Origin of the sequence: Alteraurantiacibacter aestuarii (assembly GCF_009827405.1) — a bacterium.
GTDB lineage: Bacteria > Pseudomonadota > Alphaproteobacteria > Sphingomonadales > Sphingomonadaceae > Alteraurantiacibacter > Alteraurantiacibacter aestuarii.
In genome coordinates this window covers 313,378-334,048 of the sequence record NZ_WTYY01000001.1, presented here as the reverse complement: position 1 = coordinate 334,048, position 20,671 = coordinate 313,378, and the positions used below count along the sequence as shown (strand labels likewise).

19 protein-coding genes are annotated in these 20,671 nt (G+C 61.9%); 10 read left to right on the top strand and 9 right to left on the bottom strand.

The features are described 5' to 3' along the window. The first annotated feature begins 109 nt into the window (after window positions 1-109). Both GRI32_RS01575 and GRI32_RS01570 read left to right on the top strand, forming a co-directional pair. Window positions 110-1,438: an FAD-binding protein gene (locus tag GRI32_RS01575; RefSeq protein ID WP_202385891.1), complete on the top strand. Its 1,329-nt coding sequence runs from the start codon at window positions 110-112 to the stop codon at window positions 1,436-1,438. Next, on the top strand, window positions 1,435-2,196 hold the full coding sequence (locus GRI32_RS01570; RefSeq protein ID WP_160589364.1) for an SDR family NAD(P)-dependent oxidoreductase: 762 nt from the start codon (window positions 1,435-1,437) through the stop codon (window positions 2,194-2,196). Before GRI32_RS01575 ends, GRI32_RS01570 begins: the two co-directional genes overlap by 4 nt. Window positions 2,197-2,227: 31 nt before the next feature. On the opposite strand, the gene GRI32_RS01565 is transcribed toward GRI32_RS01570, so the two are convergent. The 5 genes from GRI32_RS01565 to GRI32_RS01545 all read right to left on the bottom strand — a co-directional run bounded on the left by GRI32_RS01565 (window position 2,228) and on the right by GRI32_RS01545 (window position 6,277). After that, complete coding sequence (locus GRI32_RS01565; protein WP_160589363.1) at window positions 2,228-2,737, bottom strand: VTT domain-containing protein; 510 nt, start codon at window positions 2,735-2,737, stop codon at window positions 2,228-2,230. A 132-nt stretch (window positions 2,738-2,869) separates the two neighbouring features. Next, window positions 2,870-3,532, bottom strand: coding sequence for a class I SAM-dependent methyltransferase (locus tag GRI32_RS01560; protein ID WP_160589362.1), 663 nt, complete (start codon window positions 3,530-3,532; stop codon window positions 2,870-2,872). Beyond that, complete coding sequence (locus GRI32_RS01555; protein WP_160589361.1) at window positions 3,532-3,948, bottom strand: GtrA family protein; 417 nt, start codon at window positions 3,946-3,948, stop codon at window positions 3,532-3,534. Before GRI32_RS01555 ends, GRI32_RS01560 begins: the two co-directional genes overlap by 1 nt. 55 nt (window positions 3,949-4,003) lie before the next feature. Next, window positions 4,004-5,329 carry an NAD(P)/FAD-dependent oxidoreductase gene (locus GRI32_RS01550; RefSeq protein WP_202385890.1) on the bottom strand — a complete coding sequence of 442 codons (1,326 nt, stop codon included), beginning with the start codon at window positions 5,327-5,329 and terminating at the stop codon, window positions 4,004-4,006. Between the two features lie 3 nt (window positions 5,330-5,332). Then, the gene (locus GRI32_RS01545; protein WP_337190127.1) at window positions 5,333-6,277 is read right to left on the bottom strand and encodes an NAD-dependent epimerase/dehydratase family protein; all 945 of its coding nucleotides are present in this window, start codon (window positions 6,275-6,277) and stop codon (window positions 5,333-5,335) included. Between the two features lie 146 nt (window positions 6,278-6,423). Here GRI32_RS01545 and GRI32_RS01540 point away from each other — a divergent pair, with 146 nt between their 5' ends. Beyond that, a complete protein-coding gene (locus GRI32_RS01540; RefSeq protein ID WP_160589359.1) occupies window positions 6,424-6,816 on the top strand; it encodes a hypothetical protein in 393 nt (130 codons plus the stop codon). Window positions 6,817-6,901: 85 nt separating this feature from the next. On the opposite strand, the gene GRI32_RS01535 is transcribed toward GRI32_RS01540, so the two are convergent. Together GRI32_RS01535 and GRI32_RS01530 are read right to left on the bottom strand one after the other, a co-directional pair. Beyond that, window positions 6,902-7,561: a response regulator gene (locus GRI32_RS01535; RefSeq protein ID WP_202385889.1), complete on the bottom strand. Its 660-nt coding sequence runs from the start codon at window positions 7,559-7,561 to the stop codon at window positions 6,902-6,904. Beyond that, window positions 7,558-9,417, bottom strand: coding sequence for a sensor histidine kinase (locus tag GRI32_RS01530; RefSeq protein WP_160589358.1), 1,860 nt, complete (start codon window positions 9,415-9,417; stop codon window positions 7,558-7,560). Before GRI32_RS01530 ends, GRI32_RS01535 begins: the two co-directional genes overlap by 4 nt. A 249-nt stretch (window positions 9,418-9,666) precedes the next feature. Between GRI32_RS01530 and GRI32_RS10885 the strand changes: the two genes are divergently transcribed. After that, the gene (locus GRI32_RS10885) at window positions 9,667-10,341 is read left to right on the top strand and encodes a response regulator transcription factor (RefSeq protein ID WP_160589357.1); all 675 of its coding nucleotides are present in this window, start codon (window positions 9,667-9,669) and stop codon (window positions 10,339-10,341) included. 170 nt (window positions 10,342-10,511) lie between these two features. Here the strand turns inward: GRI32_RS10885 and GRI32_RS01520 are convergent, their stop codons facing one another. Together GRI32_RS01520 and GRI32_RS01515 are read right to left on the bottom strand one after the other, a co-directional pair. Beyond that, complete coding sequence (locus GRI32_RS01520) at window positions 10,512-13,169, bottom strand: TonB-dependent receptor domain-containing protein (protein ID WP_160589568.1); 2,658 nt, start codon at window positions 13,167-13,169, stop codon at window positions 10,512-10,514. Window positions 13,170-13,292: 123 nt separating this feature from the next. Next, on the bottom strand, window positions 13,293-14,879 hold the full coding sequence (locus GRI32_RS01515; protein ID WP_160589356.1) for a hypothetical protein: 1,587 nt from the start codon (window positions 14,877-14,879) through the stop codon (window positions 13,293-13,295). 324 nt (window positions 14,880-15,203) lie between these two features. Between GRI32_RS01515 and GRI32_RS01510 the strand changes: the two genes are divergently transcribed. The 6 genes from GRI32_RS01510 (at window position 15,204) to GRI32_RS01485 (ending at window position 20,670) form a co-directional block, all read left to right on the top strand. Next, window positions 15,204-15,545, top strand: coding sequence for a tetratricopeptide repeat protein (locus GRI32_RS01510; protein WP_237437308.1), 342 nt, complete (start codon window positions 15,204-15,206; stop codon window positions 15,543-15,545). A 238-nt stretch (window positions 15,546-15,783) separates the two neighbouring features. Further along, window positions 15,784-16,419, top strand: coding sequence for a lytic transglycosylase domain-containing protein (locus GRI32_RS01505; RefSeq protein ID WP_237437340.1), 636 nt, complete (start codon window positions 15,784-15,786; stop codon window positions 16,417-16,419). 2 nt (window positions 16,420-16,421) lie between these two features. Beyond that, window positions 16,422-16,712, top strand: coding sequence for a TrbC/VirB2 family protein (locus GRI32_RS01500; RefSeq protein WP_202385887.1), 291 nt, complete (start codon window positions 16,422-16,424; stop codon window positions 16,710-16,712). Between the two features lie 4 nt (window positions 16,713-16,716). Next, complete coding sequence (locus GRI32_RS01495; RefSeq protein WP_160589354.1) at window positions 16,717-16,998, top strand: VirB3 family type IV secretion system protein; 282 nt, start codon at window positions 16,717-16,719, stop codon at window positions 16,996-16,998. Window positions 16,999-17,044: 46 nt separating this feature from the next. After that, window positions 17,045-19,477, top strand: coding sequence for a VirB4 family type IV secretion/conjugal transfer ATPase (locus GRI32_RS01490; protein ID WP_160589353.1), 2,433 nt, complete (start codon window positions 17,045-17,047; stop codon window positions 19,475-19,477). Further along, window positions 19,474-20,670 carry a TrbL/VirB6 family protein gene (locus GRI32_RS01485; RefSeq protein ID WP_160589352.1) on the top strand — a complete coding sequence of 399 codons (1,197 nt, stop codon included), beginning with the start codon at window positions 19,474-19,476 and terminating at the stop codon, window positions 20,668-20,670. Before GRI32_RS01490 ends, GRI32_RS01485 begins: the two co-directional genes overlap by 4 nt. Window position 20,671: the final 1 nt, after the last annotated feature.

Sequence of the window (20,671 nt, the reverse complement as noted above, 5' to 3'; positions counted from 1 at the left end):
TGCCCGATGATGGGTCAGGTCTTGATGACAGAGCGGTTCTTGATGACAGGCCAGTTCTTGATGACAGGAAAGTGCGAGATTCGATGACTGCCACAACCCTGAGACCGGTGTGACTGGCGAGCTTCTGAGCTGGGGCCGCGCGCACCGCTTCCAGCAGGACAGATACGTCCTTTCTCCCGAACTGCTCGCGCGTGAGGGACTGGCGCGGGTGGTGGACGCGCAGCGCAGTGTCATCCCCTTCGGCCTTGGCCGCTCCTATGGCGATGTGGCCCTGAACGAGGGCGGCACGGTGCTGCAGACGCCCCGGCTCGATGCGCTGATCCACGCAGACTGGAACACCGGCATCGTGCGCGCCGAGGCCGGACTGAGCCTTGCGATGTTGCACAAGGTGAGCGTGCAGCGGGGCTATTTCGTCGCGGTGACACCGGGCACCAAGTTCGTTACTTTGGGCGGCGCGGTGGCCAATGACGTGCATGGCAAGAACCATCATCAGGCAGGCAGCTTCGGCGCGCATGTCCGGGCGCTGGGCCTGCTGCGATCCGATGGTACGCGGCTGACCTGCTCGCGCGAGCAGAACGGTGAAATGTTCGCGCTGACCATTGGCGGACTGGGCCTGACCGGCCTGATCGAATGGGTCGAACTGCAGCTCAAGCCGATTGGTTCTGCCTTCCTGACTGTCGAGAACATGGCCTGCACCAGTCTCGACGAGTTCTTCACACTCAGCCACGACAGTGCCGACTGGCCCTATACCGTCATGTGGGTCGATTGTTTCGCAAAGGGCAAGGCAGTGGGGCGCGGCATATTCTCGCGCGGGCGGGTGCTCGACGATGGAGCGCTGGAACCGCATGGCGACAAGGGCCTGTCGATGCCGATGACCATGCCGGCATTCGTCCTCAACAAGGCCTCCATCACGGCGTTCAACCGGCTGTACCGGATGCGCCCCGGCGCGCGCTTTGCAGGTCGCCAGCATTACGATCCGTTCTTCTATCCGCTCGATGCGATCGATGGATGGAACAAGCTCTACGGACCCTCCGGCTTCTACCAGCACCAATGCCTGATCCCGCCCGATGAAGCCCGCAAGGGCATTCGCGAAATGCTCGAAATCGTCGAGCAGGCGGGGCAGGGATCGTTCCTTGCCGTGCTCAAGGTTCACGGCCCGGAGACGTCTCCGGGGGTCATGTCATTCTGCCGCGAAGGCGTCTCGCTGGCGCTCGATTTCGCCAATAAGGGAGAGCGCACCTTGCGCCTGCTGGACCAGCTTGACCAGTGCGTGGCACGCCACGGCGGGCGCATCTATCCGGCCAAGGACGGACGCATGGCCGCCGCATTCTATCAGCAATCCTATCCACGCTGGCGTGAGCTGGAGGAGGCGCGCGATCCGGCGTTCTCGTCTTCGTTCTGGCGCCGGGTAACGCAAGAACAAGGGGCCAATTCGTGACCGAACAGACCATTCCGCGCGTCGCCATCATCGGTGCCACTTCCGCCGTGGCCCACGCCTATTGCCGCCGCCTGCTGCAATCTGGCCCGGTCTCTCTGGTGCTGGCCGGGCGCGACAGACCGGCGCTTGAGCGGATCGCCGCCGATGTGACCGCGCGCGGCGCCGTGGATGTGCAGATCGTGGCGGGCGAAATCGGCGATCCGGCGCAGGTGCCGCAATTGCTGGAACAGGTGCGCGGCCAGGGTCCGGTCTCGCTGGCGCTGATCGCTTACGGGGTTCTGGGTGACCAGAAGGCGCAGCAATCATCGGCGCAGGAACTGGTCCGCCTGTTCAACGTCAACCTTGTCTCGGCAGCGCTGTGGGCCGAAGGATTTGCCGCCGGTTTCGAGCAGGCCGGATCGGGCCGGCTGGTGATCATGGGATCGGTTGCAGGCGATCGGGGGCGTCAGTCCAATTACCTCTACGGTGCCAGCAAGGCGGCACTTGAACGCATCGCGCAAGGCATGTCTCACCGTTTCGCCGGCAATCCCGAAATCAGCGTGACGCTGGTCAAGCCGGGCTTCATCGATACGCCGATGACCGACCATATCGAAGGCAAGGGCGGCCCGATGTGGGCCACGCCGGACAAGATCGCGACCCTTGCAGACAAGGCCGCGACCGCGCGCCGCAACAGCCTTTACGCGCCCTTCTTCTGGCGCTGGATCATGCTGATTGTGCGGTCCCTGCCCGTGCCGATCTTCCACAAGACCAAGCTCTGACCCGCCCCGGCCAGATGCACTAACCCTCTGGTCAGGTGCACACGGGAAGGTTGGCGGCCTGTGATCCGGCCCAGGCGAAGAACAATGGCCGGACCCACCCGGCCAGCACGATGCCTGCATAAAACTGCCTGCGCCCGATCCCGAAATAGCTCGCCCCCAGCGAGGCGACGGCGCTTGGGATCACCGGAGCCACGCGCATCACTATGCAGAAGACCAGCCCGTACTGGCGCGCCAGCCGGGCGAAGCGGGAGAGCCTGCGCCACGGTGCCAGCGCCTGCTCCAGCTGTGCCGGGTCCGAGCCGTGCGATGCTTCGAACAGGATTATACTGGCCAGCACAAGGCCGGCAAACTGGACCAGGCCAGCTTCCACGCCAAAGAAGTAACCGGCCAGCAGGACCACCGTGGTGCCCAGCGGAATAACGGTGAGGAACAACAGGCTGCAAAAGACAAACAGGCCGATCATGAACGGCCAGTAATTGTCCTGCATCAGCGCGATGAATTGCAGGAAGCGCTCGCACGCGGGCGCGGAGTCCAGTGCCATCCAGAGCAGCGCAAGGATGACAGAGACAGCCAGCACCGCCAGACCTATCCACGCAGGCCGCGGCGCCAGGGCGACGGCGAGGAGCCGCACAATGCCGGTGTCACTCCTGCCAGTCACAGCGCCTGTATCCCCTCAGTCAGGCTTGCGGCCAGTAATCAGGAACTGCTTGCCCAGGAATTTCCAGGCGAAAGGCAGTTTGAGATAGGCGGCAATCAGCAATGATGTCTGCGGCAGGGCAGAGCGCGTCGAATAGGGGAGGAACCGGGGAATGATCTCCGCCACCTCGAAGCCGGACTGGATCAGCCCTTCTTCAAGCGAGAGATGCGACAACGGCAGGTAGTGATCGTAGAAATCCCAGTAATCCTGGCCGACATATTTGATATTTGGTCCCAGCACCACGAACCTGCCGCCTGGCTTGAGTACCTTCAGGACCTCGGCAAAAACAAGGTCCAGATCGGGCTTGGTCAGGAGATGTTCGAGGAAGTTGGAGGTGAACACCACATCGACCGAATTTTCCCCCACTGCGCTGCTGAACTGCGTCGCCGAAAGATTGTGAAATTCCACATGTTCGGGAAGCATGGCCCGCGCATCGGGGTTGAGATCGACCGCGATCTGGCGGCTGGCAGAAATGTTCTGCGAAAACTCGCCATATCCGCTGGCGAGGTCCAGCACGACCTTGTCGTGGCCAATCTTGTCCTGCAGGTAATAGTCGCAAATGGTTTTCCAGATGGCGATCTTGCCGACGCGGTCGGCTTCCTTGAAACGAAACTGATAAAGCTTGCTGAGTTCAGACATTACGCGCCCTTGAAAGTGAAAAACTTGTGCATCAGAAAGCTGATCGGCACCGGCGAAGCGACGGCAATCGCATGGGCAATCTCGCGCGGGAAAAAGGTCATGCCGATGCGCGGGAAAAGCGTTTCCGACAGGGCCCAGGAAATTGTGATCACCACCGGCATCATGCACAGGTTGAAACCCACGAAATAGATGACCTGCTGATGCCGCCTGGTAGATGACCGGGCGAAAACATAGCGTTCATTGAGCACGAAAGCGGTCGCAATGCCGATGGCATAGGCGAGGAACAGCGCGGCGATATATCCGGTGATCGGCGTCAGGGCGATGCGCGAGAGCCAGTTCGCCAGCGCCGAGGTCCCGCCCGCCATCAGGAAGCGGGCGAACTGGCCGGAAAGGAACAGGCCGATCCATTCCGACAACGAGCGGCGCGAGGCAGGCGCATCTCCGGCTCGGACCGGACCGTCTGGCTCCCGCTCAACCATTGCCAAGCCGCTTCATCGCCGTTTCGGCCAGCCGTGCACCCAGGCCGACACTTTCGGAAATGCCGCGGTCTTCCGGGTAGTAGTAGGATGTGTCGGCAATCTGCACTCCGGGCAGGCTGGTTTCGACAGGCGGCAGCTTGTCGAGGAAATTGGGGGTACAGATCGGCTGCGAATATTTCAGGCGACTGGCATTGCGGTCGATCACGTCACCCTCGCCAATCTGCGGATTGACCGCCTTGATGGCAGCGAATGCGTCATCCAGCAACGCCTCGTCGCTATAGTCCCAGCGCTCATTGTCATGCGGCATGTAATAGGGGGCATAAATGATCGTGTCGCCGCCGAAATCGCGCAGGGCGCTGAACTCGATCAGACCGGGAATGGGATGCGCCTTGTCCATGATGTTGACCCAGAAATGCCCGGTGACCGGCTTTTTCAGGCGGTAGACCAGGCATATCACGCCAATATTCTCGATCGCCGCCAGCTTTGCATGCTCATCGGGCGACAGGCCGGGAAAGATCCTGTCAGCCACTGGCGTGGGCACGGTCGAGATCACTTCCCGCGCCAGCAGCACTTCGCCATTACCCAGTTCCACGCGCTTGAGGTCATTCTCTGCCACCGTCACTGCGGCCACGGGCGCGCTGCAGCGCACTTCGCTGCCAGCCTGCGTGATGCCGGCGACCAGCGCATCGACCAGTGTCTGCGTCCCGCCCTCCAGATGGCCCAGCCGCTCCTCCATCAGGCTCTTGCGGGATCGGCCGATCCGGCTGATGCGGGTGCCGATCCAGGTGGCGCTGATGACGTCCGTATACTGGAAGAATTTCTGGTGCAGCAGGCGGTGCCACATCTTGTCATAGCCGGATTGCCCTAGCCATTCCTTCAGCCATTCGGGCGCGGTCATGTGTTCTGCCCCGTCCCAGTTGGGCCGTTTGGTGCACCACCATGCCAGCAGGCCATAGCGCAGCTTTTCTATCGGCCCGAGGTGCGGATATTTGAGCAGCGCCAGCGGATTGCCCCAGTCGTGCACTTTTCCGTGATCGAAATAGCCCATCGTGGTGCGCTTCCACACCAGAGTGTCCGCCAGGCCCAGCTCCTCCAGCAGCGCGAAAGTGTCATGATCGCTCTGGCAGATGAAGTGGTAGTAGCGCTCGAGCGAAATTCCGCCGAAGTCGAAATGCGCCGCCATCCCGCCCGCAACCGGCCCCGCTTCAAGCACCAAGCAGCCAATGCCGTTGTTCGCCGCGCGCCATGCAGCCGCCAGCCCCATCGCACCCGCGCCGATCACGACAAGGTCGTGGATGTCATCCGTGGCGGGGGTCATGGCTCAGAATTCCAGCAGCGTCTTGGAGTGGGCGGGATGGGTGAAAGTCTCGCGCACGGCATCGCGGAATCCGGTCGGCTGAATGTCGAACATGCCCGGCCAGTCCACGACCGGGAATTCCTCCGGGATCACCAGCGCTTCCAGCTGGCGGGTGGTGAAGGGAGGGTTGCGGCTTACCAATTCCGCCGCCCATAGCGAAAGCCAGAATGCCCAATAGGGAATATGCACGATCCGCGCCCGGGCGCCCGTCTCCTGCTTGATGGTGCGGATCAGGTCGACATAGGCGATCTTCTCATGGCCGGAGATATCGAGCACGGCCCCTGCGGGACGCTGCTGGATGCAGCCCATGATGACGCGGCAGAAATCCCCGGCATATAATGGCTGGCGGATGTAGCGGCCGTGCGATGGGATGGGAAATACCGGCACCTTGTCCATCAGCCGCCGCAGCCAGCCCAGATGCTTGCGGTCAAACCAGCCGAACATCAGCGTGGGTCGCAGCACGCACAGCGGCAGTCCGCTGGCCAGGACCATATCCTCCTGCGCGGACTTTGACCTGGTGTAGAAATCGTCCGCCTCGCTGTTCACCACCGATGACGAGATATGGACGATGAATGGCGGGTTTTCGCGGTCGATTGCGTCGAGGATATTGCGCGTTGCGGTGATGTTGTTGCGCTCAAAATCGGTCCAGTCCAGTCCGCCGATCTGCGCCTGATTGAGCACCAGCGTATGTGCCAGGGCAACCTCGCGCTGCCAGTCGCCCGGCTCGGCCAGATCGGCCTCTATCACCCGCACCCACGGCTGCCGCTCGCGCAGAATATTCGTGTTGTGCGGATGCTTGTCGATGCCGACGATGTTGGAATATCCCGCCTCGTGCAGGCGCAGGCACAGGTTCTGCCCCACCAGTCCGGCGGCGCCGGTAACAAGGATCGGGGCATTCTTGTCGGTCACTGGAATCTCCTGGCAGCCAAGGGGCCCGGTGCGACAGGCGCACTTGCCGCTGCCTGCGAACTCGCCGCCGCTTGGCATGGTTGCGCGCGCAATTCTACCCGTAATTCATCTATTTGAGGGCAATGGGCGGGGAGCCGGCCCCTGCCATGCCGGCACCTTCCCATGCCATGCCTATGGCGTTTCGGAGCATCAGGGGCGGCGGCATACAGGCGGCGATCCTTGCCAGCTTCAAGGCGGGGATCGCCAACCAAGGGAGTAGTCCAATGAAGAAGGCAATTGCCTTTACGGCCGGTATTGCGCTGGCCGCCTCGTGCAACATCGCCATGCCTGTTTCGGTCCATGCCGCAGGCAATGACGATGTGGCTTTGTGCAGGGTTCTGGTTGATTCAGAACTCTACTCCAGCCTTGGGGAATGCATGAGCATTGTCCGCACAGCGCCACCTGTGGTGTGCAAGAGTCTGAAGGAAGCAGGTTACCTGACTTTGTTCGGATGGCGAAACCTTGGAGACTGCGTTTCCGATCTTCGCAGCCTTAATTGATCCGTCTTGTCTTTTAGTCGACCCCTGTTCCAACTGGCCCGGAAACCCCATTCCGGGCCATTTTTTTGCGCCTGAGCAAAGGCGATCAGCCCATTTTCAACTGGCCCTGACGCACGGCGGCAAATACCGCCTCCCCGCGCGAGTGGACCGCCAGCTTGCGGTAGATCGACTTGACGTGATTGCCCACGGTCAGCGGTGATATGTCCAGCGCCCGGGCGGCTTCCTTGTAACTCATGCCGCGCGCGAACAGCTGGAGCAATTCCACCTCGCGCGCCGTCAGCGGTGCTGCATCGGGATTGTCCGGCTGGGCACGCTGGGGCACATCGCCCTGCAATCGTTCAAGCAGGTAGGACGCTGCCGACGGGCTGATCGGTGCGCCGCCAGCCAGCGTTGCGGCAATTCCGTCCAGGATCACCGCCGGGCTGGAATCCTTGAGCAGATAGCCATCCGCCCCTGCCTCCAGTGCGCTGACCACGGTTTCCCGGTCGCCAAAACTGGTGATCATCAGCACCCTTGCCCGGCTCTGCTGTTTGACGAAGCCGATGAAGTCCACTCCGCTGCCATCGGGCAGGCCGACATCGACCAGCACCAGATCCGGCTGCTTGCGCACCACCAGATCGCGCGCACGGGCGATGGTGGGCGCAGAGCCTGCAAGGTCATATTCAGGGCAGGAGGTCACGATCTCTGTCAGATGTTCGCGAATGGCCGGATCATCGTCCAGGATTGCTATGCGGCTGATGGTCACGCCGTGTCTGCCCCTTCATCATCGCCGGGCAATTGCAGCCGCGCCACAGTCATCTCACCAACCCGTTCAAGTTCGAAAATACCGCCGATGGAACCCGCCCGGGCGGCCATGTTGTCCAGCCCGCGCCCGCCGGTTCGCACCTTGCCCAGGGCATCGCCATTGTCACTGATGGTGATTTGGGCGGCGCTGACATGCACGCTGATCGAGTCTCCGCTGGAATGCTTGAGCGCATTGGTGACAGCTTCCTGCAGGATGCGGAACACCTGCAATACCGCGCGCGGTGGCAGCTGCGGCAATGGCGCCGATGGTTCCTGCTGCCAGTCAAAGGCAAAGCCTGCATCCAGCACGCGGGCCTGCGCCCGTTCGCGAAACAGCACCAGCGCGGCGGCGAGCGATTCGCCCACCGAATCCATCGAATCGATCATCAGCCGCATCTCGTCGATGGCAGACTGCAGGCCGGTGGCGTATTGCGCGGGATCGGCATTGCCGCGCCGGGCGGACAGCAGCATGGACATCAGCTGGGAACCCAGCCCGTCATGCATATCGGCCATGATCCGCCGGCGTTCATCCTGATGCGCCTGCTGCGACAGCAGGATTTTCTCACGATCATGCGCCACCGCCAGTTCCGCCGTCCGCTCATCCAGCTGGACCTGCAACAGCGCGTTGATCTCCTCCGCCGATCGGAACAGGCGGATATTGCGCGACAGAAAGCTGGCGGCCAGCGCAACCAGCAGGAACGGCAGGGCATAATCGGTCTGCGTGCCGATATTGAGATCGAAGATACGGCCGATGTAATCGCGCAGCGACATCACCGCCAGCAGCAGGAAAATCGCCGCTTCCCAGAACCGGTCGCGCGCAATCCAGTTCATCTTCCACAGGATCAGACCGGCAAAAAGCACGGCCATCGCGCCGCTGAATGCCCACAGCGCCATCGGTCCCGCATCGTTCTGCGGATCGAGGAAATTGCCGATCAGGAATATGGCGATGCACAACAGCCAGCCAGCCATCGACAGCGGCAGGACAAAGCGCAACGGCCGCCCCGCCCAGTTGTTGGACAGATTCACCCATGCCGCGGGGATCATCACCCCCAAAGGCACAACCGCATTCATGAACAAGCGCCCGCCAATCGGCGGATCGGCCCAGTCTTCGTGGAACAGCATCCCGGCCCAGCTGAAAGACAGCATGCCCAGCCAGAACAGGTAACCCTGCCGTCCGCTACGTGCCCAGGCGACAAAGGCCAGCAGCGCGACAAGAAAGCCCACCACCGTACATATCTGCAGGTAATCATTGAGCAGGAAGCGCCGCAGATTGAAGGTCGCCACCACCTGGTCATATTCGCCCAGCGTAGGCTCGGCGACCAGGAAGCCGCCGGTCCCTTCATGGCTGGCAAGGATATAGGTGATTTCATTGCGGCCGACATTCAGCACACCAGCGGGCAAACGGTGTATCCCGCGATAGGCCCGCCCGTGATAGGTCAGATCGGGCAGCACCATCCGCCCGGCCCCGTAATGCAGCGATCCGTTGATCCACGCCTGATAATTGTCCGCGCCGACAACGGGGACTTCGCCAATGCCTTCGCGCGGCACTGTATCCAGTTCGAATATCACGCGGAACGCGCGGTAGCCTTCCTCGCAGCAATCCTCCCACGGAACATCGGTGGCCTCGAACTGCGCGGCCTCCACCGCATCCCAATCGGGTGAGGCCAGTGTGGCAACTTCATAGGCAATGGGGAGAATGCGCTCCAGCGGGCGCGTCTGCGGATCGAAGACAGGTGTCAGAAACAGCCAGTACAGCGCCTGCAACACCAATATGGCGAAGAGCAGTTGCGGCCAGTCCTTGCGCCAGTGCAGCGCCATAGCATGTGATCCCCATCCCACAGGCAGATTTGTGCCTGCCCCATCTATGGCAGCTATCACGTGCCGGTCATGCCATAAACATGGCAAGTCGTTCGGGCATGAATTTCCCGCGTCCTCGCACGCCGGAGACTGCACGGTGCCAGGACGAAAACAGGCCAATCAACAATTGGCCCCGCCCAGCGCTGAAATCGTCATATCTGAGTCACATCCCGGTGGCAGGTCCTGCCTATCAGGCTGAGGGATCTTGCAATGAACCGGGTGAGTATTGTCACCACCGATGAAAACGCCGCGCGTTTCGATTCATTCTCCAATGGGGAAACCGAATTCGTATTTGGTCTGTTAACGTCACAGGGGCCGCAGAAACTGGTCGAGGGCCCGGTCTGGGCTTTTGTCGACTGGGTGATGGAAGACCTTTCGGGTCTGGAAATGTGTCGCCGCCTGCGGGCCGATCACCGGCTGAACGATGCCCATGTCACCATTGTGCTGGAAGCCGATGATGCCGATGACCGGCGCCGCGCGCTAAAGGCCGGGGCGGATGATTATGCAATCGGCCCGCTGGACCGCAAGAGCATGCTCGACCGCGTTCTGGCGCTCCATTCATCGGGCGGAAGGCCGGGTGCGGGCCAGGTGCTGGACCTTGGCGAATTGCACATCAACGTGGCGGGGGAGCAGGCGCGCTGGAAGAAGTCCCAGATTCCATTGCGTCCCAACGAATTTCGGGTGCTGCGCTTCATGGCCGAAAATCCCAACCGCATCCTCACCCGGCAGGAACTGGTCGATGCGCTGGGGAAAGCTGGCGATCCGGAATATCTGCGCACGGTGGATGTGTGGATCAAGCGGCTGCGCTTTGGCCTGCGAGAGGTCAACGCCGGGCATTTGCTGCGCACCGTTCACGGCAAGGGCTACGTCCTCGATCTGGCCTGAGTTTTACGGGGTCTGATATCTGTCGAGTATGAGCGCTCCCCAACTGCAATATAACTGCCGGACATAACATAAGGCCCCAGCCTTGCGGTTGGGGCCTTTGTTATTGTGCCGGTAATATTGTGCCAAAGAGTGGCTACCGGGCCGGCAACTGCCAGCCCGGTGCGCCGCTATCAGAACGTGACCGAGAGCGATGCCGAAAGCTCGGTTCCGACATCGTAGCTGTTGATCTCGATCTGCTGGGTTCCGTTGGTCTGGTACTCATGATTGCCGCGCCCGAAGATGTTGCGGGCCTGCAATTTCAGCTCCGTATCGGTGCCGAACAGCGGAATGCCCTGGCGGAACACCAGATCGACCGTCATGCCGGGATTTTCCACGATATCGGGCAGTCCGGCAGTGCCGCGGCTGGTCACGCGCTCGCTGGCGTAGTTCAGCAGGACGGTGAACTGCTGCAAGCGGTCGGTATCTTCCAGGCTGACCTGGAAATTGGCCAGATGGTCCGACTGGCCGGTCAGCGGCAAGCCGTCCAGGAACAGGTTGGACGCTGCCGTTGTCCCGCCGGGGAACAGCTGGGTAGTGTCACCCGCCTTCACCGAAATATTCGACTGGGTGTAGGTATAGTTGGTAAAGACGACCAGCTCCTTGGTTTCGAAGAAGCCGCCCATGTCATACAGGTCGAAGGTATATTGCAGGTCCACTTCGGCACCATAGAGCGTGGCCCGCGGCGCGTTGGCGAAGCTGGTAATCTGATCGTTGTCGGAGAAGCTGGAGAAGGCTTCAATCGGGCTCTTGAGGTTCTTGTAGAAGCCCGCAATCGAAACCCTGTCACCGCCGCCGAAGTAATATTCGCCGCGCACTTCGTAGTTGGTCAGCTCGCTGTCCGTCAGCAGCGGGTTACCCACGTACTGGCGGTTTGTTTCCGGATCGTAGAACGCCTGGAAGATCAGCTCGCGAAATTGCGGGCGGGCGATGGTGCGCGAGGCACTGGCACGCAGTTGCAGGCTGTCGATCGGTTCGATGGTCAGCGTTGCCGCCGGCAGCCAGTAGCTGTTCGAAAGCGCAGTTGTGCTTGTCGAAATGGTCGGCGTTGCGAACACTTCTGCGGGATCGACCGTCTGGGTGGCATCTTCGTAACGCACGCCCACGTCCAGCACCACGCCCAGCGTCGGTTCGATGCTGAGCTTGCCGTAACCAGCCTGCACTTCCAGCGCTGCCTGGAAGGCCGGATCGGACTGCGTCGATTCGATCAGGCCGATGTTGAAGGCATCGATGATCGCATCGCCCAGCAACAGGTCAGGCCGCAGCAGGCCTACACCATCGGGAAAATCCGATGGCGCCGTGAACAGGAACTGCCGGCGCTCCGAATAGCGATCCGTATCGCTATAGGCATAGCCGATGGTGGCCGTGGCAAAGTCCAGCACCGGATAGCTGACATCGATGCCGCCGAACCACAGCTGTTCCTTCAGGTTGGAGAACACCACATTGGCATCGCCATTCTGGCGATCGAGCACGTTGATGAACTGATCGCCCAGCGTGGCCGAAGTGTTGTCTCGAACATAGGTGAAGGTGTATTCATACGGCGCTTCACGCTGCGTCTGGGCATAGCCGCCGCGCAGATCCACACCCAGATCACCAAATTCCAGCTCGGCAACAAGCTGCGAATCGAGCAGCTGCCGTTCGTACCAGGCGGTCTGCTGCTGCTGGATATCGTCATCGTCCTGGAAGTCTGTGCCCTGTGACAGGCGCGACTGCTTCACCGTGTCGCGGATGAACAGATTGGTCCAGCGGATCACATGGTCGCCCACTTCCAGCCCAAAGCCCAGCAGGGCGTTGAACAGCATGCGGTTGTCGGTCACCAGATCGTTGAAATCCTGGTCCAGCGTGAAGTCAGCCAGAACCGATTGCGAAGTGATATCGCGCGTACGCCATTTGTTGCTGAGTGATACGGTGGCGATCACGCCCAGGCGGCCATCGTCAAACACATCGGTCGCCGTGCCGGCGGTGATGCCGCCGGACCAGTTGGCCGGAACATTGCCCAGCGTCTGCAGCACGATCAGGTTGGGATCGCCCAGGTCGCGCGCAATCGCCTGCTGGTTGACATTGGCATCAGTGAGGCGGGCGCCAGTATCGAAGAACGCCTGCAGGGCCGGAGACGCATCGCGCGTGCCGTTGTCGAATCCCGACCAATCGGTCTTGGAGCCGTAATAGGACAGGCCGTTGAAGAACGTCGTCTCCGTATCGCCGCTGACACTGCCGCTGACGGTAACGAATGTCTCATCGGGAATGGCGCGCGTGGTCAGGTTGATCACACCGCCGCCGAATTCACCGGGGAAGTTGGCGGAATAGGTCTTCTGCACCAGCGAGGAAGCGATGATGTTGGTGGGGAAGATGTCCAGCGGAACCACGCGGCTGAGCGGCTGCGGCGATGGCAGCGGCAGGCCGTTGAGCAGCGCCAGCGAATAGCGATCACCCAGGCCGCGGACATAGACAAAGCCCTGACCCTGCACAGAAAGGCCGGTAACCCGGCCAAGCGCGCCTGCGATATCGCCTTCACCCGTCCGCGCGATCTGTTCGGTCGAAAGCACGCTGACCACCTGGGTGGAAGTCTGCGTGGGATCGCGATTGATGCGTCCGGTCACGATGATCCGGTCGGTACCGCCGGGAATGGAAATATCCGGCTCTTCGTAATCGTCCTGTGGATCAACCCCCTCAACGGTGTCGAGCAATTCGTCAGCCGGAGCCGTATCGGCATCCTGAGCCAGGGCCGCGCCCGGAAATGTGAGCGCGGTGGTGAGCAAAAGCAGCCCCGCCAGCTGCTTGCCAGTGGTCATGATCTGGGACTCCCTCATGAGTCGATCCATAAAAATCGTGGGCCTCGCAGGGCCCGGCACAAGACGTAAGCGGGAGATGCACCGGCCCTTGCTGGACCGGTCACACCCCCCGCTGTCGTCATCTTAGTTGAAGACCGGCAGAGCCGAGCACGATCCGGTGTTTCCACCGAAGGTGATGGCCAGCGAATCGCAGGTCCAGCCCTGTGTCCAGTTGTCAGTCGCAGACACCGCACCAAGGAAGGTGGAGGCAACGAAGAAGTCCGACAGGCCGGTTACGTTGAACAGCGGCGTGAAGTTGTTCTCGTTGTCGCCGTTCAGGTAATTGGCGACCAGCGTGTTGACGAATGCCTTGTTGTTGCCAGTGCCAGCATCGAAGATGGCTTCAGCTTCGGCAGCCGTGGGGCCACCGTCGCTGCCATTGCGGAAGTTGGTGGCGCACTGCAGCGCAACCGACTGGAACACCGGAGGACCGGCTTCATCGCCGCCCGGATTGGTCAGGGCAGCCGTTTCAGCCTGATCGATGCGGATACAAGGCGTGGCCGTTGAACCCTGATCGATGATCACCGAGTTGAAGATGCCATAATCGGTACCGCCGCGGATGCGGACGACCTGATCGCGGGCATTGCGCTGGATCAGCGTGGCGTTGACCAGCTTCGTGTTCTGGCGCGGGGTCTGCTGATACAGGCCGTTGTTGGAGTCAGCTTCGATCGCGGTGTCACCCACGCCCGGACGCTGGGCAACCAGAACAAACTGCATGTTCAGCTTCACACCGGTGTCAGAGTCGAGGCCGTCATCTTCCGCACCGGCGATGATCAGGTTCTTGATGTTGACGTTACCGCCGAAGAATTCGACGCCATCGTCCGAAGAGTTGACCGACTGGATGTGGTGCAGGGTCGTGCCCGAACCCACGCCGCCGGTGGTCAGCGACTGAAGTTCGTCATCGCCCGAAAGCACGAAGCCCGAATAGCGGATCTGCATGTAGCTGACCGAACCGGAATTGTCGTTGTTGGTGATGCCGCCAAAGAACGTGTTCGGCGATGCGCCTTCAACGCGGCGTTCGCAATCAAGCGTGCCGGGTGTGGCCAGCGGCTGGAAGCAATCGGTAACCTTGGCGCGGCCCGACAGGACGAGACCGCCCCACTGACCCGACGAGTTGGCGTTGTTCAGGCCCAGCACGTTGTCGCGGCTGGTCATGATGATCGGCTTGGCGGCAGTGCCATTGGCGTTGATCTTGTTGCCACGCGTCACGTTCAGGAAGGCTGAACCGCTGGAATAGATGATCACGCCAGGCTGAACGGTCAGCGTCACGTTGGTGTCATTGCCGACATTGGCCGGACCACCGTCCACGCCAACGTCAACACGGCCCGGCAGGCGATACAGCAGACCGGGAACCTGTGTCAGGGTGGACGATGCCTGCACCACGGCCGGCAGTGCGCAAACGCGCCATGTGCCTTCGGGGCCGGTGATGGTGCCTTCATCGGTCAGGCCCTGCGAATCGGAGATCGTCGGGCAGCCATTGGCCGGGGTCACCAGCGTCTGGGTGGGAGTGGGCGTGGGTGTCGGCGTGGGCGCCGGGTTATTTACGATGTTGTCGCCTTCGTTGATGGTCACATTGCCACCGGTGCCGGGCGAAGCGATGCCTTCAGGGCCGCAGGCGGAAAGCGCCAGGATAGAGCAGCCAAGAACAAGCGAACGAGAAATGTGAGTCACAGCGAGCGGTCCCCTCAAAAAACCGAGAATCAGAAGATGCGAATTCGATGTCGCGAATCGCTCGCTAGGGGTGGCTTGTGACAGTTTGCGGTCTGTGTGACGGTAATCTGGCAGTTTCAGCAAACAAAGTTGATGACAGTTGTGTGGCAATGGGGAGTCCGCTGGACCAACCATGCGAAAACGCTGCACCATCGCCAAATATTGCACTTTGATGACAATGTTACAGTTTCGTTGCGAAAGCAGATTTCTCGTTCCATTATCGCTTCAGATAAAGACAAAGGGAGAATGGCAATGTTGGCCACACTGGCAATGGGCGCCCTGCTCATGACCCAAGCAAGTTCGCTGGCAATCATCGGTTCGCCTGCCGGCACCGAGACGAATGATGTCGCTTTTGAAACGCTCGCAGGTGGCAATGCCTCGCAGGCGGTGCACGATCTGGAAGCCCTGCGCGCACAGATGCCCAATGATCCGGCTCTGCTGATCAATCTGGGCAGTGCCTATGCCGAACTGGGCCAGGCCGACCGGGCCGAGCAATGCTATCGCGCCGCGATGGAAAGCGATGTCCGTTACGAACTGGAACTGGCAGACGGCAGCTGGGTGGATTCCCGCCGCGCCGCACGTCAGGCCCTGCGCGATCTGACCAGCGAGAACCTCGCCCTCAACTGAGCGGGTGCAAGGCCGCTATTTATGGCGCCATATATATAAGGTCCGGAAACAGGCCCGCTCACGTGGAGCGGCCCGCTGGCGAAATACCGGCAGGGGTGAGCGCACAGATGAGTGCACGAGCAACCACACAATGGCCTGGTGGCATGATGCCGCCGGGCCATTTTGCTTGGGCCACTGTCATGCCGCTGTCATTTGTTGTAAGCACATGACTGCGCTTGGAGGCCCCTTTTTAGTGATTCTGCATCGTGCTCTTTATGCCGCCCTGCTGGCTCCGGTTGCGCTTTACGCAAGCCCGGCCTGCGCAGACGTGCTGGAAGTGGGCGCAGAGGGAGAGGCGCGCTGGCTTTCCGGCCCCGCCGTGCAGATTGTCCAGACCGGCCTGCAGGCAGGCGGCGCGATCGAAGCGGTTGAAGCTCCGGCGCAGGCGCGGCTGGTGCCCGAACATGCGGTTGCCGATACAGTGCGCAATTCCGGCGCAATTCCTGAACGTTATTCCGCCGTGGTGGCCAATCTGTCCGCCCGCTACGATCTCAGCCCGGCGCTGATCGAAGCGGTTGTGTGGCAGGAGAGCCGCTGGCGTGAAAACGCCGTTTCGCCCGCCGGTGCGCGCGGCCTGGCGCAGCTGATGCCGGGCACGGCGCGCGATCTTGGCGTCAATGCCGATGATCCGGTTGCCAACCTTGAAGGCGGCGCGCGTTACCTGCGTGAACAGCTGGATCGCTTTGACGGTGATCTGGAGCGCGCCCTTGCCGCTTATAATGCCGGACCTGGCCGCGTGATCCGCGCCGGTGGCATTCCCCGTATTCGTGAAACTCAGGCCTATGTCACTTCGATCATGGGCCGCCTGTCCGACCATTCCCGGAGTTCCCAATAGACATGCGTTTGCTTAGCCGTCTTGCCGCTTTTGCCGCCCTGCTCGTTCCCGCCGCCGCCCAGGCGCAGGACCCCGCCGGGTCTGGCCCGATCAATGCCGCACTGTTCTGGATGCAGGGCACGCTGCTCGGCTCCGTCGCCACCGCCGTGGCGGTGATGGCGGTGGCCGCCGTGGGCTTCATGATGCTGACCGGGCGGATGAACTGGCGCTTTGGCGCAACCGTGATCATCGGCTGTTTCATCATCTTTGGCGCCGCCAGCATCGTTGCCGGCATCCAGAGCGCGGCAGGCTGATCCGGTGCAGCTGTCCCGCCAACCGGTGCACCGCGCGCTGACCCGCCCGCAGATGTTTGCCGGGGTCACATTCAATTATTTCGTGATCAATGCGCTGGTGACGACGGAGGCATTCCTGATCCTCAAGAGCCTGTGGATCCTGCCGATCCCGTTCGTGATGCATGCAGTCGGCTATTTCGCCTGCCTGCGCGAACCGCGGATTTTCGACCTGTGGATCACCAAGGTCTCCAAATGCCCGCGCGTGCGCAATTACAAGCGCTGGGGCTGCAACAGCTACGCCCCGTGAGGGTGCACCAATTGAACCGCCGCGATTTGCGGCAGGGAGCTAGACGATGACAACCAAGTGGCTCGGAGCCGCAGCATGGAGCGCCAAGGAGGCGCAGGCGGGTGACCGTCTGCCCTATGCGCAGCTGGTCGACGCGCAGACCCTGCTGCTGCGCGATGGCTCACTGATGGGCGCCTTGCAGGTGCCCGGCCTGCTGTTCGAAACCGAAGATACAGACGCGCTCAACGCCCACGCTTCCACCCGCGAAGTGATGCTGCGCAGCAATCTGGATGCGCGTTTCGTTCTCCATCACCACGTCATCCGCCGCCGCGTGACGGTGGAGCTGGAAGCCAGTTTCGATGATCCGCTTTCGGCCCATATCGATGCCCGCTGGCGGGAACGCCTGTCCAGCGGATCGCTGTTCGTGAATGACCAGTTCATCACGCTGGTGCGCCGCCCGGCGCGCGGCAAGGCCGGCTGGGGTGAGAAATTGTCCCGCATGGTCAAGGGCAAGGCGACCGAGGCGGAAGAGGTCGACCCGCGTGACCTGCGCTCGCTCCGCGCAGCATTGCAGGCGCTGGCCGCATCGCTGGGTGACTATGGCGCGCAGCCGCTGGGCGATTACACCGGCCCCAGCGGCCATGCGAATAATGAACTGCTGGAACTGCTGTCCGCACTCTACAATGGCGAAATGCGCCCCGTGCGCCGCCCTGACGATGGCACCGATATCGGCAATATGCTGCCCTATCGCCGGGCCAGCTTTGGCCTGGATGCGATGGAACTGCGCGGCGCTTCGGGTACCGACTTCTCGGCCATGCTCAGCCTCAAGGATTATCCTGACGCCACCAGCCCCGGCCTGCTCGATGCCATGCTGCGCCTGCCGTATGAAATGGTGGTGACCGAAAGCTTCGCCCCGCAGGAACGCCAGACCGCGCGCGAACGGATAGACCTGGCGCTGCGCCGCCTGCGCTCCGCCGATGAGGAAGCCCAGGCAGAGCGCAATGACATGCTGGCCGCACGCGACGAGCTGGGCGCGGGATCGGTCGCTTTCGGCGATCACCACCTGTCAGTTCAGGTGCGTGAGCGCGATCTTCAGCGGCTGGACGATGCCACCGCCTCTGTCGCTGCGGCGCTGGCCGATACCGGCGCGATCGCAGTGCGTGAGGACACCAATCTGGAGCCGGTTTTCTGGGGCCAGTTCCCCGGTAATGAGAGCTATCTGGTGCGGCGCGCCATGATCTCCACCGCCAATATGGCCAGCTTTGGCTCGCTCCACGGCTTTGCGCTGGGACAGGCCGAGGGCAATCACTGGGGCGATGCGGTCACGCTGCTGCAAACCACCAGCTCCACGCCGTTCTTCTTCAACTTCCACAATGGCGATCTGGGCAATTTCAGCGTCATCGGCCCGTCGGGTTCGGGCAAAACCGTAGTGATGAATTTCCTCGCCGCGCAGGCGCAGAAGTTCAGCCCGCGTACGATCCTGTTCGACAAGGATCGCGGTGCCGAGCTGTTCATTCGCGGCATTGGCGGCACTTATGACCGCGTGCGTTCGGGGGAGCCGACCGGCTTCAACCCGCTGGCGATGGCGGATACGCCCGTCAACCGCGCCTTCCTGCGTGACTGGCTGGGCGTGTTGCTCAGCGCGCAAGGCCCGGAAGAATTGCAGACCATCGCCCAGGCGGTGGATGCCGCCTATGCCAATGATGCCTCTCTGCGCCGTCTGCGTCATTTCAAGGAACTGGTGTCCGGTTCCCGCCGTCCGCAAGCTGGCGATCTGGCAGACCGCCTGTCCGCCTGGATAGAAGATGGCGAATTTGGCTGGCTGTTCGATAATGAAGTCGACAAGCTGGACCTGTCCACCCGGGTCATGGGTTTCGACATGACCGCGCTGCTGGACAATCCCAAGCTGCGCACGCCGTGTATGATGTATCTGTTTCACCGCATTGATGAGCGGCTGGATGGCCATCCCACGATGATCCTGATCGATGAGGGCTGGAAGGCGCTGGATGATGAGGTCTTTGCCGCCCGCATTCGCGACTGGCTGAAAACGCTGCGCAAGCGCAATGCTCTGGTCGGCTTTGCCACGCAGTCCGCGCGCGATGCGCTGGACAGCCGCATTTCCACCGCGCTGGTGGAACAGACCGCGACGATGATCTTCATGCCCAATGCCCGCGCCCGGGCGGAGGATTACTGCGAAGGCTTTGGCCTGACCGAGCATGAGTTGTCGCTGATCAAGAGCCTGCCCGCGCACAGCCGCTGCTTCCTGGTCCGCCAGCCCGATGCCAGCGTTGTGGTGCGGCTCGACCTGTCGAACGCGCCCGAAGTGCTGACCATTCTTTCCGGCCGCGAAAGCACCGTGCGCCGGCTCGACCTGCTGCGAGAAGCCGTGGGGGATGATCCCGCACAGTGGTATCCCGCGTTGACCAATCGCCGCTGGCCCGGTTCGGGCAAGGGCGATGCGCAGGACAGTGAACTGGATGCCTGGGAAGCCGCCGAATGACACCGGCTGCGATCAATCCGGCACAATGCCAGTCTGCGCTGGATGGCGTGGGCGCAGGCATCGGCGCATCGCTGCGCGCGATTGACTGCGCCGCCAGCGAGATGTCGCAGGCTGCCTTCAGCCGCATCTTCGGCCCTGACGGTGCATTCCTGCTGCCGTTGCAGGTGCTGCTGACGATCTTCGTCGCTTTCCTTGGCTATGGGCTGATTACCGGGCGGCTGCGGATTGGCCTGTCCTCGCTCGCCCCGCGGCTGATCACGCTGGTGCTGGTGATCACCTTTGCCACCAGCTGGATCGCTTTCCAGTCGGTGTTCTGGAACCTGGCTGTGGGTGGTCCCGATGAAATCGCCGGGGCATTGATGGGCACCGATGGCTCCGCCACCACCATTTTTGCCGACAAGCTGGACGTGGTGATGTTCTCCCTGATGGAAGCATCGGGCGGCGATGCGATGAGCGAGACCACCTCGATCTTCTCCCCCCCGGGCCTGTTGTGGTCGGGCGGAACCATGCTGCTGCTGGGCACCGTCGGCGTTCTTGCCACCTGCAAGATCGCGCTGGCCGTGCTGCTGGCACTGGGGCCGATCTTCATCGTGATGGCGCTGTTCAACGGCACGCGCGGCCTGTTCACCGGCTGGCTGAAGGCGGTGGTGATGATGGCGATGGCACCGCTGTTCGCCGTGCTGTCCGGTTCGCTGATGCTGGAACTGGCCACGCCCGTGCTTGCCTCGCTGATGTCCACGCCGGGCAAGATCGATGTGCGTCCGGCGATGGCCTTCTTCATGATCGGCGCGGTCCACCTGGCGCTGATGTTCATGGTGATGAAGGTTGCCACCACCATGGTCAGCGGCTGGAGCGTGTTCGGACTGGTCAAGGCAGACCGCAATGATGAGGCGCGCGGACGCGGCTTTTCTGCTGATCGCGCCCCGGCAACGGCGATCGCCAGCACCGCCGCGCGTGAGCGGATGGCCATTGCCACATCCGCCGCCCCGGCGCGTGACATTCGCGTCACCGCCTCCGCCCCGCTGGCAGCCAATGATACCGGCGGCACGCACAGCGTATCGCGAGAGACGAAGATCATATCCACCGCCGCTTCAGCGGGCAGTCAGGGTGACAAGCCCGGTTCTGTCTCGCGCGCACGCGGCATTGGCAGCCGCTTCAAATCAGCGCCTGTTCGTTCAACGGAGAAATTGTGAA